Annotated in this window: 17 protein-coding genes and 1 pseudogene; 8 read left to right on the top strand and 10 right to left on the bottom strand. The window is 67.2% G+C overall.

The features are described from left to right. Positions 1–5 precede the first annotated feature (5 nt). Complete coding sequence (locus PCA_RS01915; RefSeq protein WP_181300484.1) at positions 6–485, top strand: universal stress protein; 480 nt, start codon at positions 6–8, stop codon at positions 483–485. A 219-nt stretch (positions 486–704) separates the two neighbouring features. Next, positions 705–1,031, top strand: coding sequence for a universal stress protein (locus PCA_RS01910; protein WP_343204389.1), 327 nt, complete (start codon positions 705–707; stop codon positions 1,029–1,031). An 89-nt stretch (positions 1,032–1,120) separates the two neighbouring features. On the opposite strand, the gene PCA_RS01905 is transcribed toward PCA_RS01910, so the two are convergent. The 3 genes from PCA_RS01905 to PCA_RS01895 are packed head-to-tail and all read right to left on the bottom strand — an operon-like array spanning position 1,121 to position 3,474. Further along, a complete protein-coding gene (locus PCA_RS01905) occupies positions 1,121–1,699 on the bottom strand; it encodes a hypothetical protein (protein ID WP_181300483.1) in 579 nt (192 codons plus the stop codon). 15 nt (positions 1,700–1,714) lie between these two features. Further along, positions 1,715–2,659 carry a hypothetical protein gene (locus PCA_RS01900; protein WP_181300482.1) on the bottom strand — a complete coding sequence of 315 codons (945 nt, stop codon included), beginning with the start codon at positions 2,657–2,659 and terminating at the stop codon, positions 1,715–1,717. Positions 2,660–2,712: 53 nt separating this feature from the next. Then, positions 2,713–3,474 carry an NrdJb gene (locus tag PCA_RS01895; RefSeq protein ID WP_181300481.1) on the bottom strand — a complete coding sequence of 254 codons (762 nt, stop codon included), beginning with the start codon at positions 3,472–3,474 and terminating at the stop codon, positions 2,713–2,715. A 306-nt stretch (positions 3,475–3,780) separates the two neighbouring features. Between PCA_RS01895 and PCA_RS17465 the strand changes: the two are divergent. Then, positions 3,781–4,206: pseudogene (locus tag PCA_RS17465) on the top strand (hypothetical protein); the annotation flags it as partial. A gap of 182 nt (positions 4,207–4,388) precedes the next feature. Here PCA_RS17465 and PCA_RS01885 read toward each other — a convergent pair. Continuing rightward, positions 4,389–7,673 carry an LAGLIDADG family homing endonuclease gene (locus tag PCA_RS01885; protein ID WP_181300479.1) on the bottom strand — a complete coding sequence of 1,095 codons (3,285 nt, stop codon included), beginning with the start codon at positions 7,671–7,673 and terminating at the stop codon, positions 4,389–4,391. A 337-nt stretch (positions 7,674–8,010) separates the two neighbouring features. Between PCA_RS01885 and PCA_RS01880 the strand changes: the two genes are divergently transcribed. The 5 genes from PCA_RS01880 to PCA_RS01860 all read left to right on the top strand — a co-directional run bounded on the left by PCA_RS01880 (position 8,011) and on the right by PCA_RS01860 (position 14,972). Further along, positions 8,011–9,393 carry a Do family serine endopeptidase gene (locus PCA_RS01880; protein WP_181300478.1) on the top strand — a complete coding sequence of 461 codons (1,383 nt, stop codon included), beginning with the start codon at positions 8,011–8,013 and terminating at the stop codon, positions 9,391–9,393. A 270-nt stretch (positions 9,394–9,663) separates the two neighbouring features. Next, the gene (locus PCA_RS01875; RefSeq protein ID WP_181300477.1) at positions 9,664–10,887 is read left to right on the top strand and encodes a substrate-binding domain-containing protein; all 1,224 of its coding nucleotides are present in this window, start codon (positions 9,664–9,666) and stop codon (positions 10,885–10,887) included. A gap of 4 nt (positions 10,888–10,891) precedes the next feature. Next, positions 10,892–11,590 carry an HAD family hydrolase gene (locus PCA_RS01870; protein WP_181300476.1) on the top strand — a complete coding sequence of 233 codons (699 nt, stop codon included), beginning with the start codon at positions 10,892–10,894 and terminating at the stop codon, positions 11,588–11,590. A 98-nt stretch (positions 11,591–11,688) separates the two neighbouring features. Next, positions 11,689–13,077: a leucyl aminopeptidase family protein gene (locus tag PCA_RS01865; RefSeq protein ID WP_181300475.1), complete on the top strand. Its 1,389-nt coding sequence runs from the start codon at positions 11,689–11,691 to the stop codon at positions 13,075–13,077. 149 nt (positions 13,078–13,226) lie between these two features. Continuing rightward, positions 13,227–14,972, top strand: coding sequence for a M1 family metallopeptidase (locus PCA_RS01860; protein WP_181300474.1), 1,746 nt, complete (start codon positions 13,227–13,229; stop codon positions 14,970–14,972). Positions 14,973–15,219: 247 nt separating this feature from the next. On the opposite strand, the gene PCA_RS01855 is transcribed toward PCA_RS01860, so the two are convergent. The 6 genes from PCA_RS01855 to PCA_RS01830 form a co-directional block, all read right to left on the bottom strand. Next, a complete protein-coding gene (locus tag PCA_RS01855) occupies positions 15,220–15,828 on the bottom strand; it encodes a DUF4126 domain-containing protein (protein ID WP_181300473.1) in 609 nt (202 codons plus the stop codon). A 168-nt stretch (positions 15,829–15,996) separates the two neighbouring features. Then, positions 15,997–18,237, bottom strand: coding sequence for a carboxy terminal-processing peptidase (locus tag PCA_RS01850; RefSeq protein ID WP_181300472.1), 2,241 nt, complete (start codon positions 18,235–18,237; stop codon positions 15,997–15,999). Between the two features lie 7 nt (positions 18,238–18,244). Continuing rightward, positions 18,245–19,264 carry a lipoyl synthase gene (gene lipA, locus PCA_RS01845; protein ID WP_181300471.1) on the bottom strand — a complete coding sequence of 340 codons (1,020 nt, stop codon included), beginning with the start codon at positions 19,262–19,264 and terminating at the stop codon, positions 18,245–18,247. 10 nt (positions 19,265–19,274) lie between these two features. Then, positions 19,275–19,982, bottom strand: coding sequence for a lipoyl(octanoyl) transferase LipB (gene lipB, locus PCA_RS01840; protein ID WP_181300470.1), 708 nt, complete (start codon positions 19,980–19,982; stop codon positions 19,275–19,277). Between the two features lie 106 nt (positions 19,983–20,088). Then, entirely contained in the window at positions 20,089–20,379 is a 291-nt protein-coding gene (locus PCA_RS01835) for a DUF493 family protein (RefSeq protein WP_181300469.1), read from the bottom strand. After that, complete coding sequence (locus PCA_RS01830; protein ID WP_181300468.1) at positions 20,379–21,641, bottom strand: D-alanyl-D-alanine carboxypeptidase family protein; 1,263 nt, start codon at positions 21,639–21,641, stop codon at positions 20,379–20,381. Before PCA_RS01830 ends, PCA_RS01835 begins: the two co-directional genes overlap by 1 nt. Positions 21,642–21,709: the final 68 nt, after the last annotated feature.

Genomic DNA, 21,709 nt, shown 5'->3' with positions numbered 1-21,709 from the left:
ACGTCATGTATTCACGCATCCTGGTTCCACTCGACGGCAGCGCCACGGCGCGCCTGGCGCTGGACCATGCGGCCAGGCTGGCCGGCATGAGCGGCGCGACCGTCGTGCTGCTCCACGTCGTCGAGGAGATGAAGCACGGCCTCGGCTTCGAGCGCCCCGTGATCTACATCCAGGAGGTGCGCCCGCAAATCCTGGCGGCCGGCCAGGCCCTGCTGGACGAAGCCGCGACGGAACTGCGCCGGAACGGTACGCAGGTCGAAACGATCCGGCTGGAGAGCAAGGGCGAGCGCGTGTCGGAACTCATCGCGCAGCAAGCCGAGGCCAGCCGCTGCGACCTGGTAGTGCTGGGAACCCATGGCCGCCGAGGCGTGGACCGGCTGCTGCTCGGCAGCGATGCCGAGCAAGTGGCGCGCATCGCCCCGGTACCCGTCATGCTGGTACGCGGGCAGCAGCCAAGCCCACCAGCCGCGACCGCCACGACCTGAGATGCCTACCCCGCGAATTCCCGCCGGAGCACGGGCGCTCCTGCGATTTTTGCGGGCAAAAGGCGATACCTGTCTACGGCGCTGTCACCCTCGGAAGGCATTTCTGACGCGACGGGATCCAGTCCCCGGCGTCACGCTGGTGGCCCAGCGGCTGCCTGCAAGAACCCCGTTATCGGCGGTTGCTGAGAAGTCAACCTGACCCCGTTATCTGAGCGCCCCGTGGTCTACATCCAGGAAGTGCGCCCGCAAATCCTGGCGGCCGGCCAGGCCCTGCTGGACGAAGCCGCGACGGAACTGCGCCGGAACGGTACGCAGGTCGAAACGATCCGGCTGGAGAGCAAGGGCGAGCGCGTGTCGGAACTCATTGCGCAGCAAGCCGAGGCCAGCGGCTGCGACCTCGTGGTGCTGGGAACCCACGGCCGCCGCGGCGTGGACCGGCTGCTACTGGGCAGCGATGCCGAGCAAGTGGCGCGCATCGCCCCGGTACCCGTCATGCTGGTACGCGGGCAGCAGCCCAGCCCGCCACCAGCGACCGCCGCGACCTGAGATGCCGACTCCCGCGAACTCGCCGGCGTCACGCTGGTGGTCCAGCGGCTGTTTGGAAGTGAACCTGACCCCGTTTCTGCTTGCGACCTCTATTTCGACTCCGTATCTGAAGACACCGTCACAGTACCAACTGACGGAACGTGAAGCCGGTAAATGAGGTAATGCATTCCAAGCAAACAAATACAAAACAAGTGGGCCAGCGCAAACGAAAACAAGAAGAGACTGCCAAGCCTTATGCACGCCTCATACTGACCCAGATGTTGCCCCCAACCTTTCCCATGAACAGCCGCACAGGCCATGCTCACAAAAAACAGTGAGAAAGAGAGGAAGGTTAGATAGCCAAACAAAAAGCATAGAAATTGGCGCCTAGTAAGCTCCACCCCCTTAACAAAAGCCCCGTGACCATTAAGCCTCTTATCCACAGTTTTATTGGAAAATGTGGCCACCGCAGCAAGAGCAGTAATAAAGAACCCAATAAGAATACCAAAAAGGCTCGATGCACTAGTAAGAAGGCCGCCGTTATCAAAAAAACGAAAAGAAATACCCGAGAAATTAACGATCGCGGTCACTACGATTGCGATCGTAAGTGGAAAGAAAAGATCAAAATAAATCTTGCCCTTCAGCTTAATCCCAAGGTACCCCAATGCTGTAAATAACTGGGACCACATGACCGCCCCCCGGAGCTAGTCGATTCGCCTTAACACTTCTTCTTTAATACCATCAACCAGCTCATCAACAATATGCTCATGGCATTGCTGCATTACCTTATTGATCCGCACATCCGTATTTTCCGCCATAAGCTGCTCGAGAAAATTCGCTCGATCCTCTGAACGAATGTTAAGTGTACGCTTTCCATTAGCAGTGTGATAGCGAACCTTTATGTACTCAAAATCCATATCGCTTTTGCCGAATAAACCTCTGACAAAGCTCTGCACTTTTTCCTTATTCGTATTTGGCGCCACCTTAAGCCTTACGGCATTCTCAACCAACTGAACGCCTTCCGGCGGATCGATTCCACCATCCTGGAGTGCCTCACGCACCAACAAGATTTCGTCTAGCGCACCGCCATTAGCGAGCTGATCCTTTAGAGAGCTAGCAGCATGTGCACGAAAATCAACTTTCGCAGCCTCTGTTTTGTGTTCCTCACCAACGCTGTAGCTAACTAATGCGCGCTTTAAAACTTCGTCCAGAAGCCGTTGAATTCGTCCCTTGCCAACTCCATCAACACACTCAATTGCGCACAAATAGCCTTTGCGACGCGTACCAACCTTTCTTTGCGTCTTGGTGTAGATCACCACATGTGAAGCCGTACCAACACCCTCAGGCGGCTTCTTTTCTGCAACCCGAAGCGAACCAGTATCCTGATTCTCGAAAACAGGGTTACTTATAGATTTGTCTGAGCTAGAAACTAGCAAAACAGCAAAATCTTGCTCTATGCGCACCTCTCGGATTGACAGGCGATTACTCCCTGACGTACCTTCTGTGTGAATGGCTTGATACCTCTTAGCCAACCTCTCAATTTGAAGGAGCAAACGCCCTAATAAACTCGGGTCGTCTGCCGCCACATGGTGTCCCAAGATAAGCTTGAGATCATAAAATGCGACCGTACGTTCCTTTTCTACGAGCATTCTGTTCCCCCTGAACAGTCAACGCGACCAAAACTAAAAGGCTAAGGCTTTAATTAGCCACACTTCGAATACCCACAATTCAAGCAAGTCTGGCACCCATCCATCAGCACCAGCGCCTGGGTGTTGCACTTGTGGCAGAGCGTGGCGCCGGGCGGGAAGCTGCCGTTGGATTCGGTTGCGTCGCCGCCCTCGCCCGCCCCCGCGGGGGACGACGGGCTCACTTCAGAGTTTTTTTTTGCGCCGGCCGCCTCGTAGGCGGCGCGCTTTTCGGCGATGAGGGCGCGCTGGCTGTCGCTCATCTCGGGGTCGTGGATGAGGCCGATGTTCTTCATGTGCTGTTCGATCACGCCGCCGATCTCGGCGACGATGCTGGGCATGTAGACGCCGCCGGCCTTGAAGTAGCCGCCGCGCGGGTCGAACACGGCCTTCAGTTCTTCCACGATGAAGGTGACGTCGCCGCCCTTGCGGAACACGGCGGACAGGATGCGGGTGAGCGCCACGATCCACTGGAAGTGGTCCATGTTCTTCGAGTTGATGAAGATCTCGAAGGGGCGGCGCTGTTCGTGCGGGGTGCCGGCGTTGAGCACGATGTCGTTGATGGTGACGTACAGCGCGTGCTCGAACAGCGGCGACTTGATCTTGAAGGTGGAGCCGATGAGCTGCTCGGGGCGCTCCAGGCTCTCGTGCATCTGGATGACTTCGGCCTGGCGCGGTTCGGCGGCCTTGGCCTTTTCGGGTGCGGCGGCGGGCGCGGCCTTGGCCTCGGGCTTGACGACGTTGTAGCCCTTGATCTTCTTTTCGATCTTGATCGCCATGGTGGATGGTCTTCCTGGATGAACGGCGGCGCGCGGCGCGTGGAAAGTTTGCGGTGCTTCGGGCTGGTGGTTCGTCGTTCCGGCGGAAGCCGGGAGCGGGCGACTTTCACCGCGCCCCGGAGGCGCTGGATGACCAGCTTCGCTGTTGTGAAGCTCCTCCGGCTTTCGCCGGAACGACGAGCCTCAAGACGAGCCTCAGGCTCGGGGTGTCGAGAAAACACGGCCGGCCCGGCGCGAGGCCGGGCCGGCCGTGGCGGTGCTTACTTCTTGCGGGCGGCCTTCCGGGCGGCGGGTTTCTTCGCCGACTTGACGCTCGCCTTCTTGCTGGCAGTGGACCTCTTGACCGCCTTGGCGGCCTTCTTCACGGCAGCCTTCCGGGCTGTCTTCTTGGGAGCGGCTTTCTTCGCCGTCTTCTTGCTGCTGACCTTCTTTGCGGCCTTCCTGGCGACTTTCTTCGCCTTGCCGGCAACCTTCTTCGCGGCCTTCTTCACCGCTTTCTTCGCGGCGGCGGCCTTCTTCACGACTTTGCGGGCGGCCTTCTTGACGGCCTTCTTCGCCGTCTTCTTGGCAGCCGCCTTCTTCACGGCCTTCTTCGCCGTCTTCTTGGCGACGGCCTTCTTCACGGCCTTCTTCGCGGTTTTCTTGGCAGCAGCCTTCTTGACCGCCTTCTTCGCGGCAGCCTTCTTGGCCGGAGCCTTCTTCGCGGCGGCCTTCTTCTTCGGCGCAGCCTTCTTCTTCGCGGCCTTCTTCGGCGCAGCAGCCGGTGCGGCCGGCGCAGGCGCGGCGGCTACGGGAGCGGCGATCACCGGTGCCGCGGGGGCGTCCGGCGTGACAGCGTCTTTCACTTCGATTTCGGTATCGATGGACATGCGGGTGTTCCCCTCGGGAGATGATCCAGGCGTGGCGGTGATTGGTCAGAACTTGCCGTAATACCCTTCCTTCAAGGCATCGAACAGGTTGGCTGCGGTGTGCAGTTCACCGTCGTATTCCACTTCTTCGTTGCCTCGAAGTTCGATAACGCTACCGTCTTCCAGTTCGAAGTGGTAGAGGGTGTTCGCAAGGTCGGCCTCCTTCACCAGCACGCCCTGGAAGGCGGCGGGGTTGAAGCGGAAGGTGGTGCAGCCTTTCAGTCCCTGCTTGTAGGCGTAGAAGTAGATGTCCTTGAAGTCTTCGTAGGGGTAGTCGGTGGGCACGTTCGCGGTCTTGGAGATCGACGAATCGACCCACTTCTGCGCGGCCGCCTGGATGTCCACGTGCTGCTTCGGGCCGATGTCGTCGGCGGCGACGAAGTAGTCCGGCAGCCTGGCCTGCGGGTCGTCGGCGAACGGCATCGCGCTGGCGTTGATGAGCGCGCGGTAGGCGAGCAGCTCGAAGCTGTACACCTCGACCTTTTCCTTGGTCTTGCGGCCCTCGCGGATGACGTTGCGCGAGTAGTGGTGGGCGAAGCTGGGCTCGATGCCGTTGGATGCGTTGTTGGCGAGCGACAGCGAGATGGTGCCGGTGGGCGCGATCGAGCTGTGGTGGGTGAAGCGCGCGCCGGTCTCGGCCAGCTCGGCCACCAGGTTCGGCGCCACTTCGGCCACGCGCTGCATGTAGCGGCTGTACTTGGCGTGCAGCACGCGGCCGGGGATGGCGTCGCCGGCCTTCCAGCCGTCCTGCGCCATTTCCGGGCGACGGCGCAGCATGTCGCCGGTGACGGCGTAGTCCTTCGCGAGGATGGGCGCGGGGCCCTTCTCCTTAGCCAGGTCCAGCGCCACTTCCCAGCCGGCCACGGCCATCTCGCGCGAGACGTCCTCGGTGAACGACACCGCGTCCTCGCTGCCGTAGCGCATCTTGAGCATGGTGATGGTGGAGCCGAGGCCCAGATAGCCCATGCCGTGGCGACGCTTGCCCATGATCTCGTCGCGCTGCTGCTGCAGCGGCAGGCCGTTGATCTCCACCACGTTGTCCAGCATGCGGGTGAAGATCTTCACCACCTCGCGGTACTCGTCCCAGTCGAAGCGCGCCTTCGGCCCGAACGGATCGCGCACGAAGGTGGTGAGGTTGATCGAGCCGAGCAGGCAGGAGCCGTAGGGCGGCAAGGGCTGCTCACCACAGTTGTGTGCGTGCAGGCCGTTGCCGTCGAACGTGTTGATGCCGGGCACCTGCACGTCGTAGACATCCTCGGTGCCATCGGCGGCGAGGCTTTCCACGGTGGCAACGAAGCGGGCGCGGTTCAGCGCGCGGCGATAGCCACCCAGCGCAGCCTTGAGGCGCGTCGCCTTGTCGCTGTCGGCGAAGCCGACCAGCTCGGCATAGCGCGCCAGCGACTCCCCGGCGATCACCAGTTCGTGCTGCGCCGCGGTGGCGTAGGCACGCTCGCCGCCGTGGCCATCCGGGAGCACCGAACTGCCTGCGGCGCGACGGCCGCGGTAGATGCGGGAAGGAATGCCCAAGCGCAGCAGCATGCGCTGCACCGCCTCCAGCCGCGGCAGGTCCGACTGCGCCAGGCGCACGGATACGCCCTTGACCTGGCTGCCCTGCACGGAACCGTCGGCGTCGAAGAAACCGCGCAGGAAGCCACGGTAGGCCTCGCTGGAGGCCCGCTCCAGCATCGGCGTGATCGCCTTGTCGCCGGGCGCCATGCCCAGCCCGAAAGCGAGGTCGCGCAGCGCGGCGGACTTCAGACGGAATTCGTTGCGCCCCGCCACTTCCGACCAGCCGGCGAAGTCCGCACGATGCGGCAGCGTCCCGGCGCAGCGCAGCGCCTCGGCCATCAGCGCCTGCGCACCGCAGCCACCGACACCGTTGACCGCAGCCGCCTGCGGCCATGCCGACAGGATGGCCATGTCGCGCTTGAGCGTACCGTCGCCGACCAGCAGGCCGAGCAGATAGCCCTGTTCGGCGGTGAGGTCGCCCGCCCACTGCGCGTTGGCGCGATGGTCGTTGAGCAGCAGCTTGTCTCCGGGCCTGAGCGCACCGGCAGCGCACCACTCGGTATCCACGCTCCAGCGCGTGGCGCGGGTGACCCGGCGCACGCGGTGATCGTCGGTGAGGCGCAGGCGATAGCCTTCCTCGGTGGCCAGCGCCAGTACCGGCTTGGTGGCGGTGCGGAAGAAACCCTCGGCGCCGCTGGCGTGGTCGCGCCCGTCGACACGCGCCTGGAACGCGCGACCAAGCAGGTCGCTCACCTGGCGCGGGCCTTCAGCGGTCTGCACCCAGGTGTCAGCCGTGACGCAGGGGTTGGTGGCGCGGATGTGCTCGCACCACCAGTTGTTGTTCATCTCGTTGACCTTGTCGATCAGGATGAAGCCGGGCTCCGCGTAGTCGTACGTGGAGACCATGATCATGTCCCACAGGTGCCGCGCGCGGATGTGGCCGTAGATGCGGCAGGCGACCAGGCCGTCGGCGCGGTCCACGTAGTTCTGGTGGGTGGGCCACTCGCGCCACACGACCTGGGCGGGGTCGTCGAGATCGACCTCGTTGCGCTCCTTGACGTGCACCGGGAACACCAGCGGCCAGTCCTGGTCGTGCTCCACCGCCTGCATGAAGCCGTCGGTGACCAGCAGCGAGAGGTTGAACTGGCGCAGGCGGCCGTCCTCGCGCTTGGCGCGGATGAATTCCTTGACGTCCGGGTGGCTGACGTCGAACGTGCCCATCTGCGCGCCGCGGCGGCCGCCGGCGGACGAGACGGTGAAACACATCTTGTCGTAGATGTCCATGAAGGACAGCGGGCCGGAGGTGTAGGCGCCCGCGCCCGACACGTAGGCGCCGCGCGGACGCAGCGTGGAGAACTCGTAGCCGATGCCGCAGCCGGCCTTCAGCGTGAGGCCTGCCTCGTGCACCTTCTCGAGGATGTCGTCCATCGAGTCGTGGATGGTGCCCGACACGGTGCAGTTGATCGTGGAGGTGGCGGGCTTGTGTTCCAGCGCGCCGGCGTTGGAGGTGATGCGGCCGGCCGGGATCGCGCCGCGGCGCAGCGCCCACAGGAAACGCTCGTTCCAGTGCTCGCGCAGCTCGGGCGTGGCTTCCACTTCGGACAGCGCGCGTGCCACGCGCTGCCAGGTGCCGTCGATGTCGGCGTCGACCGGCTCGCCGGCCTTGGTCCGCAGACGGTATTTCTTGTCCCAGATGTCCTGCGAGGCGGGCTGCAGCGGGATCGCCGTGGCGGCGTCGCGTTGCAATTCCGTACCCGTGGCTGGCGCACGCGCTGTGCTCATCGGCTTCCTGACCTCCCGGTGCGGCTTGGCGCCCGTTCTGTGTTCGTCTCGTCCATGCCGCGTGCCGTGGCGTCGCGCCGGCTGGCTGCCGTGGCGACGCCTTGCTGACCGACTGCCGGGCCTTCCCCGAAAGGCGATCCACTCCACCAGTGCTTGCCCAGACGCCTGCGGGCGGACACAAGATGTTGTGGTTGCGGCGAAGCTGCAAGTTACCCCCCGGAAGGCCCGATGTAAAGTGGCGCAAGCACGCAGTCGGATGACGGCCGTGGCACGGGAACCGCAGCACGCCCGCGGCAGTCGAAGGCGCGCCAACCACGATGCGAAAAGGAGGAGTCCGATGTCATTCCGCCAACCGCGTTTCACGCACTGGCTGGGCGGCGCGCTGGCGCTGCTGCTGGGGGTCGCCCTGCCCGGCGCCGTCCACGCCGCGATGCCTCCCGCCGTGGACGGCCAGGCGATGCCCTCGCTGGCGCCGATGCTGGAGCGCGTCACGCCGGCGGTGGTGAACATCTCCAGCAAGACCCGGGTGCAGGTGCGCAATCCGTATTTCGACGATCCGGTGTTCCGCCAGTTCTTCGGCCTGCCCGCGGTGCCGCGCCAGCGGGTGGAACAGAGCCTGGGCTCAGGCGTGATCGTGGACGCGGCCAAGGGCTACATCCTCACCAACAACCACGTGGTGGGCGGCGCGGACGACATCACAGTGACGCTGCAGGGCGGCCGCAGCTACAAGGCCAGGCTGGTGGGCACCGACCCCGACACCGACGTGGCGGTGGTGCAGATCAACGCGCCGAACCTGCAGGCGCTGCCGCTGGCCGATTCATCGAAGCTGCGCGTGGGCGATTTCGTGGTGGCGGTGGGCGAGCCGTTCGGGCTGAGCGAGACGGTCACCTCCGGCATCGTCTCCGCGCTGGGCCGCTCCGGGCTGGGCGGCTCGGGCTACCAGAACTTCATCCAGACCGATGCCTCGATCAATCCCGGCAACTCCGGCGGCGCGCTGGTGAACCTGCGCGGCCAGCTGGTGGGCGTCAACACCATGATCTTCTCGCCCTCGGGCGGCAACGTGGGCATCGGCTTCGCGATCCCCAGCAACCTCGCCGCCGAGGTGATGCAGCAGCTGATCGCGCACGGCAAGGTGCAGCGCGGCACGCTGGGCCTGCAGACGCAGGACATCACCCCGCGCATCGCGCAGTTGCTGAACCTCGGCCAGGACAAGGGCGTGGTGGTCACCGGCGTCAACGCGGGCTCGCCGGCCGAACAGGCCGGCCTGCAGCCGGGCGACGTGCTCACCTCGATCAACGACAAGCCGCTGCGCGACGTGAACGAGCTGCGCAACACCGAGGGCCTGCTGCCGGTGGGCAGCACGGTGAAGCTGGGCGTGCTGCACGACGGCAAGCCGCGCGTGGCCAGCGCCCAGTTGCGCCCGGAGAAGATCGCCAGCGTCGACGGCGGCAAGCTCGATCCGCGCCTGGCCGGCGTCACGTTCAGCGAACTGGGCCAGAGCGAGCGCAGCCAGGGCATGTACGGCGTGGCGGTAAGCGCGGTGCGGCCGAACAGCCACGCCGCCGCGGGCGGTCTCAAGGCCGGCGACATCGTGATCGGCGTGGGCAATGCGCGCATCACCGACCTGCGCATGCTGAACCAGCTTGCCGGGGTGCGGCCGCGCCAGCTGGTGCTGATCGTGGCCGATACCGATGGCACGCACTACGTGCTGATCCAGTGACCGGCGCACGGGAAGGCGGCCTCGCGCCGCTTTCCCGTCCCGGCGCCGCGCCCGGCCACCGGCGCCTGCGCGGCGCGACATGACGCAACGCACCCGTACAGGCGCATCCACGTCGCACAAGCGCATGAACGGGCTTGATGTTTTCTGTTCAGACCGATGGAATATCCTGCGATCATCCGCCCCGTGCGTCGGCCGGGATCAAGCGTCGCCCGCCTCACATTCGCGTCATCCATTCCTGTCACCCACTTCCAGTCGGGGTTCTCCATCATCATGTCCGTCCGTGCTGTCCGCCTGTTGTCCGTCCTCCTGCTCGGCGCCTGCCTCGTCGCGCCGGCCTACGCCAAGGCCACCCATCCCGCCCGCCACAAGGCCACCAGCAGCAAGAGCAGCAAGTCGCCTGCGCTGATCTGGCGCGGCGACGTCACCACCGCCCACGGCGTGGTCACCGAGATGGCCAAACTGTGGGAGAAGGAGGGCCACGGCCGCATCGAGATGCAGCCGTTCAACACCGCCTCCGGCATCGATGCGGTGGCCAGCGGTTCGGCCGACATCGCCGGCAGCGCGCGCCCCGGCGACGGCAGCGCCCAGGACAGCCACCTCACCTTCACCCCGGTGGCCTGGGATGGCCTGGCGATGATCACCAATCCGGCCAACCCCGTGCGCAGCCTCACCCTGCGCCAGCTGCACGAGATCTACTTCGGCAAGATCACGAACTGGAAGGACGTGGGCGGCCGCGACGCGCCGATCGACCTGTACTCGGTGTTCAGCCCCAACGACGGCGTGGAATACAGCCTGCGCAGCCTGCTGTTCGGCCGCGGCGACCAGCAGATCTCCGCGCCGCGCCTGTACCTCAACACCAAGGCGCTGGAGGAAGGCATCGCGCTGAACCCGAACGGCCTGGGCCTGTCCACGCTGAGCAACGTGGCCGGCAATCCCAAGCTGCGCACGATCCCGATCGACGGCGTGGCGCCCACCGTGGCGAACATCGCCGACGGCAGCTACCCGCTGTACATCCCGCTGTTCCTGGTGACCAACCCGAACAGCCCGAAGGCGGCCCAGACCCAGGCGTTCATCGACTTCCTGCAGACCGACAAGGCCAAGAGCGTGCTGCGCGATCACTTCGTGCTGCCGTATGCGGACGGCGCCGGGCTGGTGGCGATGGACCAGGCGCGTCGCGAAAAGGTCTACGCCCAGTCGACCAACTCCTCGGCCAAGCCGCCGCTCGCCGCGCCGGGCGCCAGCTACGCCGCGGCCGCCGCCGTGGCGCCGACCTCGGAGCGCACGCTGGAAGCGCGCGCCGCGATGGACAAGCGCGACGCCGCGGCGAAGGCCTCGGCCGCCGGTGCGCGCAAGTCCTACGTCGTGGTCAAGGGCGACACCTTGTCCGGCATCGCGAAGAAGAACGGCGTGAGCGTGACCGACCTGCGCGACTGGAACAGCCTCAAGAACGACAACATCAAGCTCGGCCAGTCGCTGCAGGTCAGCCGCGACTGACGTCGTGATCCGCGCCGTCACGCTCGACCTGGACGACACCTTGTGGCCGGTGCTGCCGGCCCTGGACCAGGCGGACCGGGCGGTGGACGACTACCTGCGCGAACACTGGCCCGAGGTGGCTCGCGCGTGGCCGATAACGGCCATGCGCGAGCTGCGCGCCCGGGTCACCGCCGAGCGGCCCGACCTCGCCCACGACTTCACCACCCAGCGCCGGCTCACCCAGCAGCACGCGTTCGCCGCCTGCGGCATCGCCGACGCGCCGCTGGACGCGCTGTGGGAGATCTACTTCGCCGCGCGCAACGCGGTGCAGCCCTGGCCCGACAGCCTGCCCGCGCTCGAACGCCTCACCGCGTGCTGGCCGCTGGCCAGCCTCACCAACGGCAACGCCGACCTGGCGCGCACCGGCGTGCAGGCGCATTTCGCCCACCACGTATGCGCGCGCGACGTGGGCGTGGGCAAGCCCGATCCGCGCATCTTCCTCGCCGCCGTGGCGCGCTTCGGCGTGACGCCGGGCGAGGTGCTGCACGTGGGCGACGATCCCGAGCTGGACGTGGTCGGCGCACGCCGCGCCGGGCTGCGCGCCGCCTGGATCAACCGCCATGGCGACGCCTGGCCTGCCGCGCTGGGGCCGCCGCCCGAACTCGAACTGCGCGACCTGGGCGAACTGGCCGACTGGCTGGAAGCCGCGCGCACCACGCGCTAGCCGCTTCCAGGCACCCTGCCGCGGCGTGACCCTGCCGCGGCTTCGGCGCATGATTGATGTTTGCGCACCCTGCGTGTCCTGTCCGCTGAAGGAAAACCATGTCCGCCCTGATCGATCGCTCGTCCGCGCCGCGCCACCTCGTCGGCATCGAGGCCACCGACGCCCGCCACCTGCCGGCCGTCCGCAAGAAGCTGGACGCCGCGCAGCGCCGCTGGCTGGACGCGAACGGCTTCGACGCCAGGCCCGGCAGCGCGATCCTGCTCCCGGACGCGCAAGGCCGGCCGGCGCACGTGCTGGTGGGCGTGGATGCGGCCGATCCGCTGGCCGCGCTGGCCGCGCTGCCGATGAGCTTGCCCGAAGGCGTCTACCAGCTCGCCGCCGGCGGCACGCCGCTCGATCCGGTGCAGGCCGCGCTGGGCTGGGCGCTGGGCGCCTACCAGTTCACCCGCTACCGCAAGGCGCCGCGCGCGCCGGCCACGCTGGCGGTGGACGGCGCCACGCTGGCCGCGGTGCAGCCGCTGGCCGCGGCCACCGCGCTGGTGCGCGACCTGGTCAACACGCCCACCGAGGACATGGGCCCCGAGCAACTGGGCAAGGCGATCAAGCACCTGGGCAAGGCGCACAAGGCCAAGGTGCGCGACTGGGTGGGCGACGAGCTGCTGAAGGCGAACTTCCCCACCATCCACGCCGTGGGCCGCGCCAGCCATCGCGAACCGCGGCTGGTCGAGCTGAGCTGGGGCAAGTCCGAACATCCGAAGCTGGTGATCGTCGGCAAGGGCGTGTGCTTCGACACCGGCGGCCTGGACCTCAAGTCCGCCGACGGCATGCGCTGGATGAAGAAGGACATGGGCGGCGCCGCGCACGCGATCGCGCTGGCCGGCCTGGTGATGCAGGCGCAGCTGCCGGTGCGGCTCACCCTGCTGGTGCCTGCGGTGGAGAACGCGGTGAGCGGCAACGCGCTGCGCCCCGGCGAAGTCGTCGTCACCCGCGCCGGCCACAGCGTGGAGATCGACAACACCGACGCCGAAGGACGGCTGGTGCTGTGCGACGCGCTGGCCTACGGCGCCGAGCAGCAGCCCGAACTCATCATCGACTTCGCCACGCTCACCGGCGCCGCGCGCGTGGCCTTGGGCCCCGACCTGCCCGCGCTGTTCGGCAACGACGACGCGCTCGCCGAAGCGGCGCTGGCGGCGGGCAAGACGGCAGCCGATCCGCTGTGGCGGCTGCCGTTGTGGCGCCCCTACCGCAAGATGCTCGATTCCGGCATCGCCGACTTCGCGAACGCCGGTCCCTCGCGCCATGCCGGCGCGATCACCGCCGCGCTGTACCTGGAACGCTTCGTGCCGGACGGCCTGCCCTGGCTGCACCTGGACACCTACGCATGGAACGACGCCGACCGCCCGGGTCGCCCGCGTGGCGGCGAGGCGATGGGCGTGCGCGCGCTGTTCGCGTTGCTGCAGCAGCGCTACGGCAAGCGGCCGGCCTGAGACGACATGCCCGCTTTCACGGGAGTGCCGCCAACGGATCCCGACCTGCGCCGGGACGGCGGGCGTCGCCGTTCCGGGCATGACTTCCGGCGATGTCGCGTCGGGCGGCAAGCTGGCATGGTAGAGAACTGACCCCTGCGGACATCCTCATGCGCCCTCACCTGCTCGCGCTCAGCCTCACCCTGGCCCTGGGTCTCGCCGGCCCGGCCTTCGCCCAGTCCGGCGCCACGCCGCCCACGCAACCCGCGCTCACCGCCCTGACCAAGGATTCCGGCACGCCGATGCCGGCCGAGCAGAAGCGCGTGCACTTCGACCACGCCGAGCTGCACATCGCGGTGCATCCGGATACGCAGAGCATCGACGGCAAGGCCACGCTCAGCTTCAGCGCGCTCGCGCCCACCGACGTGCTGTTGCTCGATCTCGACCGCAACCTGCCGGTGAGCGCGGTCGGCGTGGACGGCAAGGCGCTGCCCGCCGGCGCGTGGAGCAATCCCGACGGCCGCCTGCGCATCCAGCTGCCGCACGCCGTGGCCAAGGGCGGCAAGGTCAGCGCCACCATCACCTACGGCGGCAAGCCGCACGTGGCGAAGAAGGCGCCGTGGGACGGCGGCTTCGTGTGGAGCCACACGAAGGACGGCCAGCCCTGGGTGGGCAGCGCGGTGGAAGGCGAAGGCTGCGACCTGTTCTGGCCCTGCGTCGACCAGCCCGACGGCAAGCCGGACCTGCTGGACCTCTACGTCACCGTGCCCAAGCCGCTGGTGGCGCCGGGCAACGGCGTGTTCGTGGGCGTGACCGAGCAAGGCGACACGCGCACCTACCACTGGCGCGCGAAACATCCCACCACCTACGCCGTGTCGATCAACGTGGGGCCGTACCGGGAACTCAAGGGCGAATACCGCAGCCGCTACGGCAACACGATCCCGCTCTACTACTGGTATCTGCCCGGCGAGGAGGCGCAGGCCAGGGCGCTGTTCGCCGAGTTCCCGCGCATGCTGGATTTCTTCGAGGCGAAGATCGGCCCCTACCCCTGGGGCGACGAGAAGATGGGCGTGGTGGAAACCCCGTACGAGGGCATGGAACACCAGACCATCAACGCCTACGGCAACCACTACGCGAAGGACGGCAACGGTTTCGACTGGCTGCTGCAGCACGAGTTCTCGCACGAGTGGTTCGGCAACCAGATGACCAACGCGAACTGGGACGACATGTGGCTGCACGAGGGCTTCGCCACCCTGATGCAGCCGCTGTACGCGCGCCATCTGAATGGCGACGCGGCCTACTACGCGTGGCTCAACCGCCTGCGCATGATGATCGCGAACCGCCACCCGGTGGTATCCGGCCAGCCGCGTACCGAGGAGGCGGTGTACGATGACAGCCGCGGCGGCCCCGGCCAGGACATCTACAACAAGGGCGCGCTGATGCTGCAGACGCTGCATCACCTGATCGGCGACCAGGCGTTCTACGACAGCATCCGCGAGCTGGTGTACGGCCGCCCCGACCCGAAGCCCGGCAACTTCGTGCCGCAATACCGCAGCACCGCCGACTACATGCGCATCGTGAACCGGGTGACCGGCAAGGATTACGACTGGTTCTTCAAGGTCTACCTGTACCAGGCCGCGCTGCCCAAACTCGACGCGCAGCGCCACGGCGACACGCTGGACCTGCGCTGGGAAGCGCCCGCCAAGCTGCCGTTCCCGATGCCGGTGGACGTGCAGGTGGACGACGCGGTGCACACCGTGCCGATGACCGACGGCCACGGCAGCCTCGCGGTGCCGGCCGGCGCGCTGGTGACGATCGACCCGCACTCCGTGCTGCTGCGCGACGAACCGCGCATCACCGAATTCCAGCAATGGATGCAGCAGCAGCGCAGGGAGCGGAAGGCGGCGAAGCCTTAGGGATGCCGTGATTTTCGCTCGTCATCCCAGCGAAGGCTGGACAAGCGCAAAGCGCGTAGAGCGCCTGCAGGGCGGCCCCGAAGGGGCCAGCGCAGCGAGTCATCCAGTGCCTTTGTGTTCGGTGGCTTACAGGCACTGGATCCCAGCTTTCGCTGGGATGACGAGCAGACCGCTGGAATAACGGGCAAGCCGCGGGAATGACGAGCACGGGCAGCCGATCAATCAGGCCTTCGCTTGGGCGTTGTGGTCAGCCCGCGCCGGACAAGCCGCCCCTGATCCGGCGCAGCCGCTCCCGCACGGCACGCAGGCCGCGCAGCAGCTTGGGCAGCAGCCAGCACAGCAGCAGCACGAACAGCGCCAGCAACACCAGCATGGCCACTGGGTGGTGCCACATCAGCCAGAGGCCGCCCATCCAGGTGAGGTCCTCGCCCGCACTGGCCGTCCAGTTGCTCACCGGTTCGGGCGAGGTGTTGATGAGCGCGCGGCCGCCGGTCTTCGCCAGGTGCGTGCCCGCGGTGAGCGCGCCGCCCAGCAGCGCTGCCGCCACCTGCGTGCCCGCGCCCGAGTCGCGGAACACGCCCCAGGCCAGCAGCATGCCCACCGGGATGCGGATGAAGGTATGCACCGCGTCCCACACGCTGTCGAAGGCGGGCACCTTGTCCGCGAGGAACTCGCCCAGCCCCAGCACGCCGGACACCACCAGCACCCAGGTATCGCCGAGCATCGCCAGGCCCGGCGGCAGGTGCACCCAGCCCAGCCGCCCGAGCAGGCCGGCGACGAACACGGTGGCGTACAGGCGGAAGCCGCTGGCCCAGGCCAGGCCTCCGGCCAGCGCTACGTTCGACAACGGATCCATGGCGATGCTCCTGCGCCGTGCACGGCGACACGCTCGCGCACCGTCGGTCCGGGGTCAAGCCCCGCGCCGTCCGCGGGATCTTGCGGCCACGCGCCGGGGCATGCGGAGGCGCCAACGACAAGGGGCGCCGCGGCGCCCCTTGGGTAGGTAGAACGGCGCCGGCGCGCCTCAGCGCGTGGAGGCCGGCGCGGCAGGCTTGTCGGTGCCCGCCAGCTCCTTGGCGAGATAGTTGCTGCCGGGCGGCAGGATCACGGCGCCGAGCTTGGGGTCCGCCTTCAGCATGCCCACCTCGTCGGCCACGATGTGCGCGGCCTCGCGCAGCAGCGCGTCCGGCGCCTTCTTCGCGTCCTTCTCCTGCTTGAGCTCGCTCTTCAGGCTGCGCTCGCTGGGATCGAGGCCGTCGTCCAGCGCGCTGTCCTCGTCCTTCATGTAGGCGTCGCCGCCGTCGATCGCCTTCTGGCGCGTGCGGAAGCTGGCCTGGGTCGCATCCAGCTGCTTGCGCTCGGCCTCGCGCTTGGCGAAGTTCAGCGACACCGTGGTCTGGTCGCGCATCGTCCGGTACTGCGCCAGCTCGTCCAGCATCAGCTTCCACGCCGGCGACTTCGCCACGCGCGCGGCGTGCAGGCTCTCCAGCTGCGGCAGGTAGGCCTTCACGTCGCCCTCGGCCTGGTAGCTCGCGGGCGGGATGTGCGTCCACGGCAGGGCGTTGTCGTAGGTGGATTCGCCGAAGTCCTTGGACTCGCCGTTCCTGGGGAACAGGAAGTCCGGCGTCACGCCCTTGATCTGGGTGGAGCCACCGTTGATGCGGAAGAATTCCTGCACGGTCATCTTCAGCTCGCCGTACTGCGGCTTGCCCTCGGCGTTCTGGCTGAAGCGGTCGAGGTCGATCAGGGTCTGCACGGTGCCCTTGCCGAAGGTGGGCGTGCCGATGATCAGGCCGCGGCCGTAGTCCTGGATCGCGGCGGAGAAGATCTCCGAGGCGGAGGCGGTGCCGCGGTTCACCAGCACCGCGAGCGGGCCGTTCCACACCGGTTCGGCGTTGTCCGCGCCCTGCACGTCGACCTGGCCGCGCGCATCGCGCACCTGCACCACCGGGCCCTTGCCGGTGAACAGGCCGGTCAGCGAATCGGCCTCGGCCAGCGAGCCGCCGCCGTTGTTGCGCAGGTCCACCACCACGCCCTGCACGCCGGCCGTCTTCAGCTCGCCCAGCAGCTTGGCCACGTCGCGGGTGGCGCTGCGGTAGTTCTTGTCGCCTTCGCTGCGCGCGCCGAAGTCGGAGTAGAAGCTCGGCAGGTCGATCACGCCGATCTTGCGCACCGTGTCGCCGTCCTTGACGTCGATGATCTTCTTCTTGGCCGCGCTTTCCTCGATGTTGACCTTCTTGCGCACCAGGCTGATCAGCTCGTGCTTGCCGTCCGGGCCGGCGTCGGCGGGCAGGATCTCCAGCCGCACCGTGGTGTCCTTCTTGCCGCGGATCAGGTTGACCACGTCGTCCAGGCGCCAGCCGATCACGTCGACGATCGGGCCGCTGTCGCCCTGGCTCACGCCCACGATGCGGTCGCCGGGCTTGAGCTTGCCGGACTTGTCCGCCGGGCCGCCGGGGATCAGGGTGAAGATCGTGGTGTAGTCGTCGCGCGCCTGCAGCTGCGCGCCGATGCCTTCCAGCGAGAGCTTCATCTGGATCGCGAAGTTCTCCGCCTGGCGCGGGCTGAGGTAGTCGGTATGCGGATCGGTGGTCTCGGCATACGCGGTCATGAAGGTCTGGAACGCGTCCTCGCCGTCCAGCTGCTTCACGCGCTCGATGTAGTTCGTGTAGCGCTTGGTCAGCGTCTTGCGGATGTCGTCGTCGCTCTTGCCGGCCAGCTTGAGCCGCAGCCAGTCGTTCATCGTGCGCTTGCGCCACAGGTCGTTCAGCGCCGCGTCGTCCTTCGCCCAGGTGGCCTTCTTGCGGTCGTAGTTGTAGCTCTCGTCGCCGTCGAAGTCGAAGCCGTTCTTGAGCAGGCCGCGCGCGTAGCTCATGCGCTCGACCGCGCGCTGCAGGAAGCGGTTGTAGATCGCGAACGGCGCACTGAGATCCTGGTTCCAGATCGCGTCGTCGAACTTGGTCTTGTACGGGTCGAACTGGTCGATGTCCTGCTGGGTGAAGAACACCTTGTCGCCGTCCAGCAGCTTCAGGTAGTCCTTGTAGATCTTCGCCGACATCGCATCGTCGAGCGGCTGCGCGTCGTAGTGGAAGCGGGTGAGAAAACGCGCGGAGAGCTGCGCCGCCTGCGCCTGGGTGGGCGTGGGGTTGAGCGGCCAGGTGGCCGCCTTGCGGTTGCCCCCGGCGCCGAGGTCGGCGGCCGATTGCGCGTACGTGCAGGTGACAGTCAGTGCCAGCAGCAGGGCCAACGCGGGACGAAAAGTCATGGGGTTCTCAGGGAGGAGCGTGGTGAGCGGCGACGCCGGCTGCATGGGCTTGCAGGTCGGCGTGGTAGGACGAGCGCACCAGCGGTCCGGAGGCGACGTGATGGAAACCCATCGCTTCGCCTTCCAGGCGCAGGTCGTCGAATTCTTCGGGCGTCCAGTAGCGCACCACCGGGTGGTGGTGCGGCGTGGGCTGCAGGTACTGGCCGATGGTGATCATCTCGACGTCATGGGCGCGCAGGTCGCGCAAGGTCTCGATCACCTGTTCGCGGGTCTCGCCCAGGCCCAGCATGATGCCGGACTTGGTCGGCACGTCCGGATGCTGCGCCTTGAAGCGCTTGAGCAGGTCCAGCGACCACTGGTAGTCGGCGCCCGGGCGCACTTCGCGGTAGAGGTGCGGCACGGTTTCCAGGTTGTGGTTGAACACGTCCGGCGGGAAGTCGTGCAGCACTTCCAGCGCGCGCTCCATGCGGCCCTTGCCGCGGAAGTCCGGGGTGAGGATCTCGATGCGGATCGCCGGGCTGGCGTGGCGCACCGCGCGTATGCACGCGGCGAAATGCTCGGCGCCGCCGTCGCGCAGGTCGTCGCGGTCCACCGAGGTGATCACCACGTACTTCAGGCGCATGTCGCGGATGGTCTCGGCCAGGCGCGCCGGCTCCAGCGGATCGGGCGCGGCCGGGCGGCCGTGCGCCACGTCGCAGAACGAGCAGCGCCGCGTGCACACCTCGCCCAGGATCATGAAGGTGGCGGTGCCGTGGCTGAAGCACTCGTGGATGTTCGGGCAGGAGGCTTCCTCGCACACCGTCACCAGCGCGTTCTCGCGCAGGCGCGCCTTCAGCTGCTGCACGGCGTTGCCCTGCGGCAGGCGCACGCGGATCCAGCTGGGCTTGCGCAGCGTGGGCACCGCGGTGTCGAAGCCCGCGCGGTTCAGCGCGATCTTGTCGTTGCCGATCTGCTTCTCCGCCGCGGACGCGCCGGCGACGACGCTGATCGGAATGGACTTGCCGGGGGAAACGGTAGCTTCGCTCATGCAGACTTGCTCAGACCGCTACACGAGCGGGGAGTTCGGGGATGACGGGGGCGGCGGCCTCGGCACGGAAACCGAACTGGCGGGAGAATTCCTCCACCAGCACGTCCTCCACCTCGGCCAGCCGCGACGGGCCGCCCAAGTCTAGCACCTGGGTCACCGCCAAACCCTTGTAGCCGCAAGGGTTGATGCGGTGGAAGGGCTCGAGGTTCATGTTCACGTTGAAGGCCAGGCCGTGGAAGCTGCAGCCGCGGCGCACGCGCAGGCCCAGCGCGGCGACCTTGGCGTCGGCCACGTAGACGCCCGGCGCGCCTTCCCGGCGCACGGCGACGATGTTCCAGTGCGCCAGCGTATCGATGATGGCCTGCTCGATCCGGTGGACCAGCTCGCGCACGCCCAGCCCGGCGCGGCGCAGGTCGATCAGCGGGTAGCCCACGATCTGGCCGGGCCCGTGGTAGGTCACCTGGCCGCCGCGGTCCACCGGGATCACCGGGATCTCGCCCGGCGCCAGCACGTGTTCCATCTTGCCGGCCTGGCCCAGGGTGAACACCGGGTCGTGCTCGAGCAGCCAGAACTCGTCCACCGTGTCGGCGGTGCGGTTGTCGGTGAACGCGCTCATCGCCTTCCACGTCGTCTCGTAGCGCTGGCGGCCGAGGCGACGGATGGCGAGGGGGCGGGGTTCGGTATTCGGGATGGGGGATTCGGGGGTCACGGTGGCCATGCAGCCTTGTGTATTTCCGGGGACGGGAGCCGCGCGATTCAAGCCTGGCACGGGGCTGCGGGCGCGGCTCTTGCGTATCCCGAATCCCTCATCCCGAGTCCCGGCCTCACAGCGTGTACCGGATATCCGGATCGGCGCGCAGCGCGGCATGCGCGCTGTCGTACTGCTCGCGGCTGTCGCAGCGGAAGCTCACTGTGACCGAGACGTAGTTGCCGCCGCCGGAGTGGCGGTGGCGCACGGTTTCGTGCAGCACGTGCAGGCCGGCCAGTTCCAGCAGCTGCGGCACGCGGGTGGGCAGGCCGGCCTCGGCCTTGCCCACCGCGGTGATCTCGAACTCGCCGGGAAACTGGAAGCCCTTGCCTTCCCGCTTCGCCTGGCTGAAGTCGATCTCGTGCATCACTTGGTGCTCGATGCGGCGGCCGGCGCGGGTGCGTCGGCCTTCTTGCTGCCGTGGAACCACAGCAGGATGGAATCCCACAGCCGCGAGAAGAAGCCGCCCTGCGGCGCCTCGTTCAGCGCGACCAGCGGCACGTTCTGGATCGGCTGGCCGTCCAGCGTGATGCGCAGCGTGCCCACCTGCTGGCCCTTCTTGAACGGGGCGATCAGGGTGGCGGGGATGTCCATGGTGGCCTTGAGCTTGTCGTACTGGCCGGTCTTCACGGTCACCAGCACGTTCTCGGCCACGCCGATCGGCAACTGGTTGGCCTCGCCCTTCCACAGCTTCGGCGTGGCCAGCGGCTTGCTGGCGTCGTACAGCTTGTGCGTCTCGTAGAAGCGGAAGCCGTAGTTGAGCAGGGCTATCGCCGCGTCGGCACGGCCCTTGTCGGTGCTGGCGCCCATCACCACCGCGATCATGCGCTCGTCGCCGTGCGCGGCCGAGGCGGCGAGGCAGAAGCCGGCGGCGGCGGTATGGCCGGTCTTGATGCCGTCGACGGCCGGGTCGCGCCACAGCAGCGCGTTGCGGTTCTGCTGCTTGATGCCGTTCCACTCGAACTCCTTGATCTTGGAGATCGCGTAGTCCGCCGGGAAGTCGTGGATCAGCGCGCGCGACAGGATCGCGATGTCGCGCGCGGTGGAGTAGTGGTCGTCCACCGGGTAGCCGGAGGCGTTGGAGTAATGCGTGTTGGTCATGCCCAGCTGCTTGGCGTAGGCATTCATCAGGTTCGCGAAGGCGTCCTCGGAGCCGGCGGTGTGCTCGGCCAGCGCGATCGCCGCGTCGTTGCCCGACTGCACGATCATGCCCTTCAGCAGGTCGTCCAGCTCCACCTGGCTGCCCAGCTTGAGGAAGCTGGTGGAGCCGTCGGTGCTGCCGCCGCCGCTGCGCCAGGCGTGTTCGCTGATGGTGACCTGGTCCTTGTCGTGGATGCGGCCGTTGGCGATCTCGGCGGAGACCACGTAGTCGGTCATCACCTTGGTCAGCGAGGCCGGCGCGCGGCGCTCGTCGGGATTCTTCGAGGCGAGGATCTGTCCGGTGGCGTAATCCATCAGCACCCAGCTCTGGCCGTCCACCTCCGGCGGCGGCGGCACCGGCATCGCGGGCACTACCGGACGCGGCACCGCGGCGGGGCGCGGCGGCACCGGCGGCGTCTGGGCAACGGCGGCGCCGGCCACCAGGGCGGCGACGGCGAGCGGGGTCAGGATACGGCGGAGAAAGCTCATCGTGGTCTGTGGTCCCAAATGGTTTGCGAGAGGGCGCCGGAAAGGCGCCGTCCGTGGATAAACACCGC

Origin of the sequence: Rhodanobacter sp. PCA2, from assembly GCF_013620825.1 — a bacterium.
Lineage (GTDB): Bacteria > Pseudomonadota > Gammaproteobacteria > Xanthomonadales > Rhodanobacteraceae > Rhodanobacter_A.
The sequence above is the reverse complement of the archived record's forward strand: the minus strand, read 5'-3'. Positions and strand labels throughout refer to the sequence as shown.